Below are 12,949 nucleotides of genomic sequence, written 5' to 3'. Positions count from 1 at the left end.
TTTAACCCTCCAGCTCAATGACCTCAAAGGCTACATCCGGATTAACATCCTGCTCATAATCAATCGATTCGATACCAAAGCCGAAAAGCTTTAGAAACTCTGCTTTATACGCAGCGTAATCGGTTAACTCAAACAGGTTTTCGGTAGTCACCTGGGGCCAAAGATCACGACAGGCATTTTGCACCTCATCACGCAATTCCCAATCATCCAGACGGTAACGATTGTCATCATCCATCTGTGCACCTGAGCCATAGAGGCCGGTACTGAACAGGCGCCAGACCTGATCCATACACCCTTCATGCAGACCCTGAGCCTTCATCACTTTGAAGACCATGGACAGATAGAGCGGCATCACCGGAATTGCTGAGCTGGCCTGGGTCACGACGGATTTGAGTACAGCCACATTGGCTTGTCCTTCGAGTGCAGACAGTTTGGTATTCAAACTGGCTGCTGTCTCATCCAGATGCTGCTTGGCTTTACCCAGCGCACCGTGCCAATAGATAGGCCAGGTGATATCTGTACCTATATAGCTGTAGGCAACGGTTTTGCAACCCTGAGCCAGTACACCGGCGTCAGCCAGGGCATCGATCCAGAGCTGCCAGTCTTCACCACCCATAACCTGCACTGTGGCGGCCACTTCTTCTTCCGTAGCCGGTTCAATCTCAGCTTCGATAATGCAGTCTTTGTTGGTGTCGATCGCCGTCGAACGGTAGGGCTCACCGATCGGCTTCAACACTGAACGAATCACTTCACCGGAATCCGGCAGCTTGCGCACCGGCGATGCCAGAGAGTAGACCACCAGATCAATCTGTCCCAGATCTGCCTGGATCAGCTCAATGACTTTCTGTTTGGCGGCGTGCGAGAAAGCATCACCGTTGATGCTTTTTGCATACAAGCCCGCTTCATGGGCCAGACGATCAAAAGCGGCAGCATTATACCAGCCGGCTGTTCCGGTTTTTTTCTCAGTACCCGGCTTTTCAAAGAACACACCGATCGTTGCTGCATCGCTGCCAAACGCCGCAGCGATGCGAGATGACAAGCCATAGCCACTGGAGGAGCCTATGACCAGCACCCGCTTGGGGCCATCAACTTTGGGCTGTGACCGGGTAAATTCGATTTGCTCACGCACATTGGCTTCGCAGCCAACAGGATGGGTGGTCGTACAGATAAAACCACGAATTTTAGGCTTGATAATCATAGGATTCGCTATCTTTCAGCTATGGATTGACGATTCGGCCACTGTATCACAAAAGCGCCAGTGGGTTAATCTGTCCGATGATACGGAGACGGGGTGATGGTAGCGAGGCAGTTCGGCACACCTATCGGTCAGCAGGATATTGCAGAGGCATGGTGGTACCGCTGCCGAGGGACCGTCTGCCGCCAGGGATGGCGGCAGTCGAGCGGTCATGGATGACGAAAAGCGAGTCCCTCGGTAGCGGTACCACCATGCCAAACCCGCACTCAGCGTGAGCAGATCACCAGGCTGTTGCGAATTGCTCGTCAGACATTTCAGTGATGGTCGCGCTGCCCGCTTTGACCATGCGTGCATAGCCCAGGTAACGAGGCAGGATCTGCTCAAAATAGAAGCGCGCTGTAACCTGCTTGGTTTCCAGGAAGGCATCATCTTCACCCTCAGCCTGCAATCCTTTCGCAGCTTCAGCCTGACGCAGCAGTTCCCATGCTCCGGCAACCGTACCGAGCAGCATCATGAAATTATGTGCAACAGCACCGGCTAACTGAGGATCGTCAGCCGCACCGGCCAGCAGGTCATCACGCGCCTGCTCAACAACCAGAATTGCTTCACCCAGCTCGGCTGCCAGCTCGGCAAACTCGCCACCCGCTGCAACAGTCTCACGCATTTCAGCCAGCAACAATGTCAGCGCTTCGCCCTTATCCATCAGAATCTTACGTCCGACCAGATCCAGCGCCTGAATACCATTGGTACCTTCGTAAATAGGCAGGATACGGGCATCGCGGTAGTACTGGGCGGCACCGGTTTCTTCAACAAAGCCCATACCACCATGAATCTGTACGCCAATCGAGGTCACTTCCTGGGCAAACTCAGTACACCAGCCTTTAACCACCGGCGTCAGCAGCGCAGCACGAGCCTTTTCACGCGCACGGCGAGTCTCATCTTCGGCATGGTGGGCAAAATCAATACTGCCACAGGCATCATAGGTCAACGCTCGTCCAGCTTCGGTAAAGGCTTTCATTGTCAGCAACATGCGACGTACATCACCGTGACGGATGATCGGACCCGCCTCTTTATAACCCACGGCAGGACTTTGAATGCGCTCATGTGCGAAATTCAGTGCATGCTGATAGGCACGTTCTGAAATTGCCACACCCTGCAAGCCAACCCCCAGACGGGCGTTGTTCATCATAGTAAACATACAGGCCAAACCACGGTTTTCTTCACCCACCAGATAGCCAATAGAGTTTTCAAACCCCATCACCGCTGTCGGACTGGCGTGGATACCCATTTTATGTTCCAGCGACAGCGGCTTGGTGTTGTTGTAATCCCCCAGAGAGCCATCGGCATTGACCAGATACTTCGGCACCACAAACAGTGAAATGCCGCGAACACCCGCCGGTGCATCAGGCAAACGCGCCAGCACCAGATGCACAATGTTGTCTGTCAGGCTGTGATCACCCCAGGTAATAAAGATTTTTTCACCGGTAATACGGTAGCTGTCACCATCTTTTTCTGCTTTGCAACGCACCTGGGACAGATCTGATCCAGCACCACCTTCAGTCAGGTTCATGGTACCGGCCCACTCGCCACTGATCAGCTTGGGCAGATAGATGGATTTGATTTCATCACTGGCATTCAGCGACAGGCATTCAACCGCACCCTGCGACAGGAGCGGGCATAGCCCCCAGGCCATGTTTGCAGACTGCCACATTTCCATCACCGGGATCGACAGCAGATACGGCATACCCTGACCGCCATATTCCGGGTCAAACTGCAGCGATCCCCAGCCACCTTCGGCATATTGCTGATAGGCTTCATGGAAGCTTTCCGGGCACACCACACCACCGTCTTTCAGCTGCACGCCTTTTTGGTCACCATCCCAATTGGTCGGTGCAACCACGTCACGAGCAACCCGCGCTGCCTCATCCAGAATAGCGTCTACCATATCAGCAGAGGCATCCTCGTAAACAGGCATAGAGGAAAGTTCTGTCATACGCGCTATCTGATTCAGCGCGAGTTTCATGTCTTTTACCGGAGCGTTATAGTCAGCCATACACTACCTTCTCGTTACAGGTTCAGATCCATTCCTTGCATGACAACCTTTCGAGCCGCTTGCCATACATAAGGGTTTATACTTATTCTAGCATGCCAGACGTATCTGATAAGCACAAAATCGGTTACGCTTATCTTTATACTGAACGATTTTTACAACACATGACAGACAGGAACTGAAAAATGCAGGATATACACGGCTATTACCTGGAAGATCTGCAAGTCGGCATGAGCGAATCCTATGCCAAAACGATTTCTGAATCAGATGTGTATTTGTTTGCCGGCATTTCCGGAGACAACAACCCGGTGCATATTAATGAAGAATATGCCCAAACCACACTGTTCAAGAAGCGTATTGTCCATGGCATGTTCAGTGCTGCACTGATCTCTACCGTTGCCGGCACCCGTCTGCCAGGACCTGGCTGTATCTATATCGATCAGCAGATCAAGTTCAAGGCCCCTGTATATATTGGCGACACGGCCAAGGCGACCCTGACGATCACCGAGATAGATGAAAAACGTCGCCGCGTCAAAATGCGTACGGATGTAACGGTGGGTGAAACACTGGTTGCCACGGGCGAAGCGACATTTATGGTCGACAAGCGCAACGCGTGAGAGTTGAAGCCTCTGCAAGCACTAACGGCATGCAGAGGCTATTAGATACTCTATTTAAGGCTGATCCAGCCAACGATACAGGGTTCGACGCCCGATCCCCAGTAATGCGGCGGCCCGGCGCTTATTGCCCTGCACCTCGTCCAGCACCAGCTGAACATAACGCTTTTGCAGCTCGTCAAGGGTTGGCAGCACCTTGCCCTCCAGTAATCGTCGCTCTTGTTCGCTGAAGCTGTCTGGCACGATCGTGATACCAGGACCCTCATCATTCAGTGTCTCCAGCAAGCGCCCTGGCAGGTGGCGTGGTTCAATCCACTCACCGTCACAAAAAGCCACTGCACGCTCAACAACATTCTGCAATTCACGCACATTACCGGGAAAGGGGTAAACCCGAACCAAAGCCAGCGCCTGATCGGAAAACCCTTGAATCGCCTTACCCTGGGCTACCGCATTCTGTCGCACAAATTGCTGCGCCAGCAGTTCCAGGTCGTCTTCACGCTGGCGTAAAGGTGGAATCTGAATTGCAAAGGTTTCCAGTCGATAATAAAGATCCTCGCGAAAACTGCCTTCCGTAACCTTCTGCTTTAAATCCCGATGAGTAGCGGCAATAATCCGCACATCTACCTGCACCTCGGTATCCTGTCCTACCGGCCTGACTGAACCATCCTGCAAGGCGCGCAAGAGCTTTGCCTGTAACGTCAAAGGCATCTCACCGATTTCATCCAGCAGCAAGGTGCCACCCTGCGCTTCCTGTAATAACCCCTTACGTGCCTTGCGTGCGCCAGTAAACGCACCGGCAGCATGCCCAAAGAACTCACTTTCCAGCAGTTCTTGTGGAATACCGGCACAGTTAACGGCCAGGAACGGACCATCGGCACGCTCACTTTCGGCATGTAGCGCTTTGGCAACCAGCTCCTTACCTGTACCACTCTCACCATTAATCAACACCGGCCCTTGTGCCCGGGCCACGACACGGATCTGATCAAACAGGGTACGAATCGCCTGGCTTTTTCCCCAGATACCATGAAACGCCGTTTGCTGACGCGAAAGCTGACGGAAAACCCTAAGCTCATCCCGGACTCGATGATTCTCCAGCACTTTGTGAACACTCAAGAGGAAGTGTTCCAGATCCAGCGGCTTGGTCAGAAAATCATCCGCACCCGCCTGTAGCGCTTCTACAGCCTGCCGCACGCTGCCAAAAGCAGTAATCACTATCAATCCGGGGCGTCCTGCCTCATCCAGCTGCATCACCCGCTCCACCAGCTGCATTCCATGCCCATCAGGCAATCGCAGATCGGTAATCACCAATGCCGGCTGCAAGCTATCCAGCTCCACTTTTGCCTGAGCGAGCGTATCTGCCGTGCGCACATCAAAACCAGCCGCCTCCAGCTCTTCCAGTATCAGCGCCGCAAGCGCCTGATCATCTTCAACCAGTAACAATGACTGCCGGGTACTCACTCGACTCATGCATACACCTCCTGTTCAGGTGTTTCCAGCGGCAGAACAAGTTCGAAGCAAGCGCCTCCCAACTCACTGCGGCGCACCAGGATCTGACCACCATGTTCTTCAACAATACGCTTGACGATCGCCAACCCCAGCCCACTGCCCTGCCCCGGTGTTTTGGTGGTGACAAAAGGCTCAAATATCTGTTCTCCCAGACCAGGATCTACACCTGGACCTGCATCCTCAATATATACATGAATTTTTTGATCCAGTTTCCAGTGCATACGTACAGGCCCCTCAGGGCATGCCTGACAGGCGTTGCGCAACAGATTGATCAGGGCCTGCTCAAGGCTCAGGGAATCGCCCATCAGCATCGCTTCCGGGCCCGACTCCACCTCAACATCAAACCCTTCACCGGCAATTAACGACTGTGACCGTCGTAATAATGCAGCCAGATCCAGTGGCCGAGGCTTGGCGCGTGACGAGCGACCATAAGACAACAGCTGCTGAATAATTGATGCCATGCGTGCAATTTGCTGGCGGATATCATCCAGCTCATGGATATCCCGATCATCCTGCAGGCGTCGTTGCAGGCGACTGGCCCGACCATCCACAACACTCAGAGGCGCACCCAGCTCATGTGCAACCCCTGCCGACAACTGCCCCAGGGCCGCCAATGTCTCCGTTTGGCGCAAACGTTCAGCAATCACCTCCCGTGCCAGACGCTGCTCCTGTTCTCGTGCCTCGGCCTGCTGAATCGCATCCAGCATACCGTTTAGCCCCGCCGCTAACTGACGTATTTCACTCGGGCCATCTACCGCGGCCCGATGACCGTGATCACCGGCCTCAACACGCTGAATACTGCGCAGAATACGCTCCAGAGGACGACCTATCGCTCCCTGATGGGTCAATACCAGAATGCCAAGGATCAATAACGAAATAAATCCAAACCCAGCCCAGGAGCCATAGGCCAGACGCTTGAGCTGCTCACCTATATCACTGTGCCGTCGAGTAACCTGCAAGAGCCCATTGGGTTGACCCGCTGCATCGAACATCGGCATAAAAAAGGAATACACATCCCGACCACGAATACGCTCATACTGATCAAACTCACCAGCCAGGGTTTTCTGCAATGCATCTTCCGCTTGCTTCTGAGTCGGATTCACTACGCCAAAACTGATCAGCGGCTGCCCCTCGGCATCAAACAGATACGCTCCATACACTTCAGTCATACCAAACAGAGATGCCATACTGCTTTGCATCTGCTCAAGATCATTACGCGCCATGGCATGACTGACTGGTAAATACACAGCCCTGGCTACCAGCTGCAAATCACGCTGCATGCGCTCTTCAATAAAGTTACTGATCAAGGTTTGCCCAGCTGACAAAATCAGCGCCAGAATCAGCAAAACAGGTAACGCAACCCTGACCAGCAATACGCGCCGCAGGTTGCCTGACAATATACGCCCCTTCACGCCCTTCTCCCTTAGCCTTTATGACACATGAGCCAATTTGACACACACTATGACACAAATGATCCGTGCTCAACAAATAAAAACACCCTGAAATAATTCAAATAATAAAAATAATTATATATAAATCAATTAATTGAATGATTTTATAAAAAGTTGGCACACATCTGGCAATAATCTATGTGAATTCAAAACAAGGAGTTAATGTGATGAAAAAGACACTACTTGCCACCGCCTTCGCCAGCCTCATGACTTTGGGCTTTGCCTCCCATACGCTCGCTTATGAAACACAATCAGGCATGGCAGCACCTCAACAAGGCCAGGTCGAATTTGCTGAATCTGATCTGCAAACCTTTGCTGCTGTACAGGGTGATCTGGATAACATTCGGGCGGATTATTCTGCTCGTCTGGAGAGCACTTCAGATCAGGAGCAAGCAGCTGAACTGCAGCAGGAAGCCAGCCAGATGATGATTGAAGCTGTTGAAGCGGCAGGCATGGATGTTGAAACCTATAACACAATTGCACTGGCACTGCAGAGCGATCCAGAGCTGCGTGATCAGGTTGCTGAAATGCTGAACTAAGTGTACGACAAGTTCAGGTCAGCCAGAACCACCTGAACGCACAACACCTTCCTCAAACAAAAACCGGATCATAAGATCCGGTTTTTTTGTCAGTAGGATATCCTGCCTAACTCAGTAGTCTGGATTCATCATACTCACAGGACGTGGAGTGGTCCGAGTGCTCGGCGGCAAGTGTGGATACACGACAGTCGGCACATCGCCAGTCAGCGTACGCAAGAACTCGGCAATTTTGTGTACCTGATCATCATTCAGCTCAGCACCCAACTGGGCAACACCCATCACTGACACTGCTTCTTCCAGATCCCATACAGCACCGGAGTGGAAGTAAGGCGCAGTCAGCTCGATATTACGTAGTGGCGCGGCGCGGAAGACATAATCATCGGTCGCTGTCTGAGTCACCTCAAAACGACCACGGTCGCCTTCTGGCAGAATATCAGCACCAGGACGTTTCACCAGACCGAATGGGAAGTAGTTCTGGCCACCAAAGTTCACACCCGCATGGCAAGCGGCACAGCCTTTATCCATAAACAAGGCCAAACCTTCTTTCTGCTCATCATTCAGCGCAGCATCATCACCGTTCAACCACAGGTCAAATGGTGAGTTCGGCGTGATCAATGTGGCTTCAAAAGCCTCGATGGCAATCGCCATGTTATCGAAAGTCACAGGATCAGCTTCACCCGGGAAAGAGGCTTTAAAGCGCTCAATATAATCCGGCATACTGTTCAGTGTATCGACAACACGCTCAGGCGTGCTGCTCATTTCAACACCTGCCTGGACCGGGCCCTTGGCCTGCTCAGCCAGGTCAGCTGCACGACCATCCCAGAACTGGGCTGCGTTGAAAACCGCATTGAAGACTGTTGGTGCGTTACGTGGTCCTTTCTGCCAGCCGTGCCCAATAGACACAGGCAGGTAGTCATCACCACCGAAGCCAACGTTATGACAGGTATTACAGCTGATCAGATGACTGGCAGACAAGCGCGGTTCAAAGAACAGCATTTTGCCCAGCTCCACCTTTTCAGGCGTCAACTCATTGCCTTCAATCACCGGCGGCTCTTGTGGAATGGCTTCAAACAGTGCTGAAGCGCGATCCCGAAGAGCGTCAGCCATGGCTACAGAAGAAGCCAAAGACAAACAGACTGCAGATGTCAGTAGACTGATTTTACGTTTCATTTTGCCCCCTTTAACCCGTCTAGCGGGTATTAAACTAGGTTTAGTCTAGCAAGGTTACATGAAGGGGCAAATCGACAAACGCCCGAAAGTTCCTCGTATTAATTGACCTGGATCAAGAAAACTTCCGGTAAGTGTTTTTCCTATAAGTGCTTGAGATTTGATCTCATTTTCTCGATAGTGGCCTGATAATCGTTCGTATTAAAGATCGCTGACCCGGCCACAAAGGTATCCGCTCCAGCTGCTGCAATTTCAGCAATATTATCAACCGTCACCCCGCCATCAATTTCCAGACGTATGGCATAACCACTGGCATCAATGCGTTGACGCGCCTCGCGCAGCTTATCCAGCGTACCCGGAATAAAACGCTGCCCTCCAAAACCAGGGTTAACCGACATCAACAGGATTACATCCAGCTTATCCATCACATAATCCAGATAATGCAGTGGCGTTGCCGGATTAAACACCAAGCCAGCCTTACAGCCACCATCACGAATCATCTGCAATGAACGATCAATATGCTCAGATGCTTCAGGATGAAAGGTAATCCAGCTGGCACCTGCTTCAATAAAGTCCCCGATCAGACGGTCTACCGGCTTGACCATCAGATGCACATCAATGGGCGCTGTCACGCCATGTTTGCGTAGCGCCTTGCAGACCATCGGTCCCACAGTCAGATTAGGGACATAATGGTTATCCATGACATCAAAATGCACCACATCCGCCCCGGCAGCTAACACACTATCGACTTCTTCCCCAAGACGGGCAAAATCCGCAGAGAGTATTGAGGGGGCAATCAGATAATCAGTCATACAGGTTTCCTGGTCGTCAATCGATCAAATTTCCGCTATTGTAGCCTACAACGCATCACACAACAGCCACACTGACAGCATTGGAACCTCGAACTTGGCGACAAAACGCATCCTGGCCAGACTGCAGGCACTGTTGCTCTGCCTGTTCCTGACAAGCAGCCATGCAGCAGAAGACGCATTCATGGCGACATTGAAAGCAGCCGTACCCGCCGATACCCGGATAACGTTTTTGGAAACCGACAACGAGCGCTATCCAGCCTTGTTGCAAGCAGCTGAACGCTTTGAAGCACTGGGCGGCATACTGTTACTCAGTGACACAGACAGTCAGCAGCAGTGGTTACAACAAACCCACGCATTACGACTGTATCTGGCAGAACAGGGCTGGTTGACACTGACTCTCCCGCTTCCGTTAACACCTCAACACCTGAACACCCAGGCAACAGAAAGCTTTGCAGAACTGCAAGCAGCCCACCAGACACAAACCCTATCTCGTATACAGGAAGGTCTGCGTTTGCTGGAACAGCAGGATCTGGAACGTGTTCTGGTAATCGCCATGGGTCGCAGCGCCGAGTGGGCCAGCCTGTATCTGCAACAGAATCCGGCTGAACCCCAGATCCGACTGATCTTGATCAACCCGCGCCCGGCAGAGGATACAGAGCATGCACGCCTGCTGGAGCGGCTGACCGCATTGGACATGACCGTGATTGATCTCTACCGTGAGCCCTATGTCACCGGACAGAGAGCCCTTCCAGATGCCCGCATGCGCCGCAATGCAATGCGCCAGGCAGGCCAAACTGACTATCACCAACAGCGCATCAAGGACCCCTGGAGTGACTGGAATTCCGATATGACCTGGCTAAAGCGCCAGGTGCGTGGACTCATACAGACCCACATACTGAACCCGGATGAGCAGCGCCAGCAACAACGGATCAATACGCCTGAAACAGATCAGCGCCCACCCGGCATTCGCCGTGATTAGCCCTCAAAGCCCACGCGCCTTGCGAATCCGGTCATAGGCACTCTGGATCTCCTGGGTTTTCTCTTTGGCCAGCTGCAACATCTCTTCAGGCAAACCCTTGGAAACCAGTTTGTCCGGATGGTGTTGACTCATCAGCTTGCGCCAGGCTTTTTTCACCTCCGAATCACTGGCTGACGCACTCACACCCAGCACACCATAAGCTTCGGCAAGCAAACTGGTCTGCGAACGACCACTGCTTGCATCCCAGTCGCCTGCATGCTGGTTAAATGCCTGGGCCGCGCGTATCCGCTCCACTACCGCACGCATTTCCATCGGGGTAAACGCCAGGTGATGACAGATTGTCTCGATAACACTCAATTCCTCGGCAGACAGTTCGCCATCGACCATAGCCGCCTGCAATTGCAACTCCAGAAACATGAGTTTTACCGGGAAGCGATGCTTCAGCACAATCGCCAGAGGGCGCAGTACTGTTTCAATATCCACTTCAGGCTGCTTACCTTCAGTGAAATAACGAATCGCCAGTGACCGGGCTGCGTCGCTCAGTCGCATTTGCGTCATGACAGCACGGGCAAAATCTATCTCGGATTCGGTTACCCGACCATCAGCCTTGGCGATTTTACCCATGACGGTGAAGGTTGCTCTGAAAAACAACTGTTGCGGAGCCAGGGCTTTAACCTTTCGCAATGCCCGCTCTGCAAAATAGCCCAGGGTTCCACCGAACACCAGACCAAACAACCCGCCAAACACCAGTCCGATCAAACCACCCAACACCAGACCGGTTTTATAGCGTAAAAACCCCTGCCCGGCCTGCTGTCCCCAATGTTCGGCACTCATTCAACAACCTCTTTTTGCTCACTTGCGTTCAGTAAGGCCAGGCGCTCAGGTGTACCAACATCGGACCAATACCCGGCATGTCGTACGCCTCTCAATACACCTGCAGCAATAGCCTGGCGCAGCAAAGGAGCCAGACCAAAAGCTCCAGGCGCGCAGTTTTCCAGTAAACGACCGCGCAAGATACTGATACCACTGTAGGTCAGGGACTCTCCCTCAACAGGATGCAGATAACCTGTTTCAGATTGCCATCTGAAATCACCTTCAGCATGCCAGGATGGGTTATCCACCATCAGCAAAACCCCCAGGTCTGTATCCGCCAATGGCTGCTGAATCAGCCCGGTGACATCCAGATCACAGAACACATCGGCATTCACCACCAGAAACAACTCATCCGGATGCTCAATTAATGCGGGCAGCGCACGCAGAATTCCACCCCCTGTCTCCAGTGGCTCACCCTCTGGAGAGTAAGCAATCTGACAGCCCCAGCGACTGCCATCTCCCAGGAACATTTCTATCTGCTCACCCAGCCAGGCGTGATTAATGACCAGTTCAGTCACTCCTGCGGCTACCAAACGCTCGATATGCCAGACAATCAGAGGTTTACCCTGCACCTGCAGCAGAGGCTTGGGCGTCGTCAAGGTCAAGGGACGCATACGTGTTCCCAAACCTGCAGCAAGAATCATTGCCTTCATGCTTTCCACCAATCCTGCAAATTCAGTGCTTGCAGCTCAGGACGCTGATTGAGCCGGGGAATAACCCGTGATTCCAAAAAGCAGGCGAACTCTGCAAACTCCGGGTAACGTCTGGCTGACTGCCACAAATTCCGTAACGTCAGGGGAATATCCTGCAGGTAGCCCGCTTTACCATCACGCAGACACAAGCGTACAAAAATGCCGCAGACTTTTAATTGACGCTGCATCCCCATCCAGTCAAATGCCTGCCGGAATTCCTGTGCAGTCAGCCTGGCAGCCCAGGGTGACTGTTGATGAAACCTGTCCACCCACTGCATCACCTGTGCCTCCGGCCAATGGATATAGCTGTCACGCAGCAGCGAAACCAGATCATAGGTCGCAGCACCTTCTACCGCATCCTGAAAATCGATCACGCCAATTCCACCCTCTGGCAGGAGCATCAGGTTACGCGAGTGATAGTCACGATGGACAGCAACCTGAGGCTGTTCAAGAGCAGACTCGATCAGTCGCTGCTCAACCGCCGCCAGGCAAGCAGATTCAGCATCGGTCAATTCCAGTGCCAGCCAGCTGGACAAGAACCAGTCACGAAACAAGCACATCTCACGCTGCAGTAATACGGCATCGTATTTTGGCAAAACGCCCGCCGGGAGTGTCTGAATACGATGCAGCTGATCAAATGCCTGACAATAGAGGTCGTCGGCAGTCTTCTCCTGAAGCACAGACCTGAGCAGCACATCACCAAAGTCTTCCAGCATTAAAAAACCCTGCGTCAGATCCTCCGCCAGAATACGTGGTACACGAATACCTGCGGCATGCCATTGTCGTGCAATCTGTATAAATGGCTGACAGTCTTCATGCTCAGGTGGCGCATCCATCAAAACATAGGACTGTTGCTGATATGTCACACGAAAATAACGGCGAAAGCTGGCATCACCCGCGACGGGCACCAGCGAAAGCGCATCGGCCATTTGAGGATCCGATACTATCAACTGAGCCAATACCCATTTTTTCAACGCCTGTTGACGTCTTCCCATTCGTTGTCCTCTAGCACTTGGCCCTGTGAATGCTTTATTATGCAGATCTTAATAGTACTAGACTCACAGGCAGCAA

Annotated in this window: 12 protein-coding genes; 3 read left to right on the top strand and 9 right to left on the bottom strand. The window is 52.5% G+C overall.

Features of this window, described 5'->3' with window-relative positions; genetic code table 11:
* Nucleotide 1: 1 nt before the first annotated feature.
* Entirely contained in the window at nt 2-1,198 is a 1,197-nt protein-coding gene (fabV, locus tag ADINL_RS03150) for an enoyl-ACP reductase FabV (protein WP_036543866.1), read from the bottom strand.
* A 277-nt stretch (nt 1,199-1,475) separates the two neighbouring features.
* The gene (locus tag ADINL_RS03145; RefSeq protein ID WP_036543863.1) at nt 1,476-3,248 is read right to left on the bottom strand and encodes an acyl-CoA dehydrogenase C-terminal domain-containing protein; all 1,773 of its coding nucleotides are present in this window, start codon (nt 3,246-3,248) and stop codon (nt 1,476-1,478) included.
* A 182-nt stretch (nt 3,249-3,430) separates the two neighbouring features.
* On the opposite strand from ADINL_RS03145, the gene ADINL_RS03140 reads away from it, so the two are divergent.
* A complete protein-coding gene (locus tag ADINL_RS03140; protein ID WP_036543861.1) occupies nt 3,431-3,862 on the top strand; it encodes a MaoC family dehydratase in 432 nt (143 codons plus the stop codon).
* A 54-nt stretch (nt 3,863-3,916) separates the two neighbouring features.
* Here the strand turns inward: ADINL_RS03140 and ADINL_RS03135 are convergent, their stop codons facing one another.
* Both ADINL_RS03135 and ADINL_RS03130 read right to left on the bottom strand, forming a co-directional pair.
* Nucleotides 3,917-5,326: a sigma-54-dependent transcriptional regulator gene (locus ADINL_RS03135; protein WP_036543860.1), complete on the bottom strand. Its 1,410-nt coding sequence runs from the start codon at nt 5,324-5,326 to the stop codon at nt 3,917-3,919.
* Complete coding sequence (locus ADINL_RS03130) at nt 5,323-6,777, bottom strand: sensor histidine kinase (protein ID WP_036543858.1); 1,455 nt, start codon at nt 6,775-6,777, stop codon at nt 5,323-5,325. Before ADINL_RS03130 ends, ADINL_RS03135 begins: the two co-directional genes overlap by 4 nt.
* A 206-nt stretch (nt 6,778-6,983) precedes the next feature.
* Between ADINL_RS03130 and ADINL_RS03125 the strand changes: the two genes are divergently transcribed.
* A complete protein-coding gene (locus ADINL_RS03125) occupies nt 6,984-7,355 on the top strand; it encodes a DUF4168 domain-containing protein (protein ID WP_036543856.1) in 372 nt (123 codons plus the stop codon).
* 111 nt (nt 7,356-7,466) lie between these two features.
* Here ADINL_RS03125 and ADINL_RS03120 read toward each other — a convergent pair whose 3' ends face one another.
* Both ADINL_RS03120 and rpe read right to left on the bottom strand, forming a co-directional pair.
* A complete protein-coding gene (locus ADINL_RS03120) occupies nt 7,467-8,525 on the bottom strand; it encodes a cytochrome-c peroxidase (protein WP_036543854.1) in 1,059 nt (352 codons plus the stop codon).
* 140 nt (nt 8,526-8,665) lie between these two features.
* Nucleotides 8,666-9,334, bottom strand: coding sequence for a ribulose-phosphate 3-epimerase (rpe, locus tag ADINL_RS03115; RefSeq protein ID WP_036543852.1), 669 nt, complete (start codon nt 9,332-9,334; stop codon nt 8,666-8,668).
* A gap of 94 nt (nt 9,335-9,428) precedes the next feature.
* Here rpe and ADINL_RS03110 point away from each other — a divergent pair, with 94 nt between their 5' ends.
* Nucleotides 9,429-10,313: a DUF3530 family protein gene (locus ADINL_RS03110; protein WP_036543850.1), complete on the top strand. Its 885-nt coding sequence runs from the start codon at nt 9,429-9,431 to the stop codon at nt 10,311-10,313.
* Between the two features lie 3 nt (nt 10,314-10,316).
* On the opposite strand, the gene djlA is transcribed toward ADINL_RS03110, so the two are convergent.
* From djlA to ADINL_RS03095, 3 genes are read right to left on the bottom strand one after another with little or no spacing between them, the layout of a single operon-like run.
* A complete protein-coding gene (gene djlA, locus ADINL_RS03105; RefSeq protein WP_036543848.1) occupies nt 10,317-11,147 on the bottom strand; it encodes a co-chaperone DjlA in 831 nt (276 codons plus the stop codon).
* Nucleotides 11,144-11,839, bottom strand: coding sequence for an N-acetylmuramate alpha-1-phosphate uridylyltransferase MurU (murU, locus tag ADINL_RS03100; protein ID WP_036543847.1), 696 nt, complete (start codon nt 11,837-11,839; stop codon nt 11,144-11,146). Before murU ends, djlA begins: the two co-directional genes overlap by 4 nt.
* Nucleotides 11,836-12,873 (bottom strand): aminoglycoside phosphotransferase family protein, encoded by a 1,038-nt coding sequence (locus ADINL_RS03095; protein WP_036543846.1) that lies wholly within the window; start codon nt 12,871-12,873, stop codon nt 11,836-11,838. The genes murU and ADINL_RS03095 overlap by 4 nt, the downstream gene beginning before the upstream one ends.
* Nucleotides 12,874-12,949 lie beyond the last annotated feature (76 nt).

It is taken from the genome of Nitrincola lacisaponensis, from assembly GCF_000691225.1.
Taxonomy (GTDB): domain Bacteria; phylum Pseudomonadota; class Gammaproteobacteria; order Pseudomonadales; family Balneatricaceae; genus Nitrincola; species Nitrincola lacisaponensis.
This window is presented reverse-complemented; position numbering and strand designations above follow the sequence as displayed.

Coding starts and splice junctions, on each gene's coding strand:
- fabV (WP_036543866.1), bottom strand. CDS start 1,198: ATGATTATCAAGCCTAAAATTCGTGGTTTTATCTGTACGACCACCCAT.
- ADINL_RS03145 (WP_036543863.1), bottom strand. CDS start 3,248: ATGGCTGACTATAACGCTCCGGTAAAAGACATGAAACTCGCGCTGAAT.
- ADINL_RS03140 (WP_036543861.1), top strand. CDS start 3,431: ATGCAGGATATACACGGCTATTACCTGGAAGATCTGCAAGTCGGCATG.
- ADINL_RS03135 (WP_036543860.1), bottom strand. CDS start 5,326: ATGAGTCGAGTGAGTACCCGGCAGTCATTGTTACTGGTTGAAGATGAT.
- ADINL_RS03125 (WP_036543856.1), top strand. CDS start 6,984: ATGAAAAAGACACTACTTGCCACCGCCTTCGCCAGCCTCATGACTTTG.
- ADINL_RS03120 (WP_036543854.1), bottom strand. CDS start 8,525: ATGAAACGTAAAATCAGTCTACTGACATCTGCAGTCTGTTTGTCTTTG.
- rpe (WP_036543852.1), bottom strand. CDS start 9,334: ATGACTGATTATCTGATTGCCCCCTCAATACTCTCTGCGGATTTTGCC.
- djlA (WP_036543848.1), bottom strand. CDS start 11,147: ATGAGTGCCGAACATTGGGGACAGCAGGCCGGGCAGGGGTTTTTACGC.
- murU (WP_036543847.1), bottom strand. CDS start 11,839: ATGAAGGCAATGATTCTTGCTGCAGGTTTGGGAACACGTATGCGTCCC.
- ADINL_RS03095 (WP_036543846.1), bottom strand. CDS start 12,873: ATGGGAAGACGTCAACAGGCGTTGAAAAAATGGGTATTGGCTCAGTTG.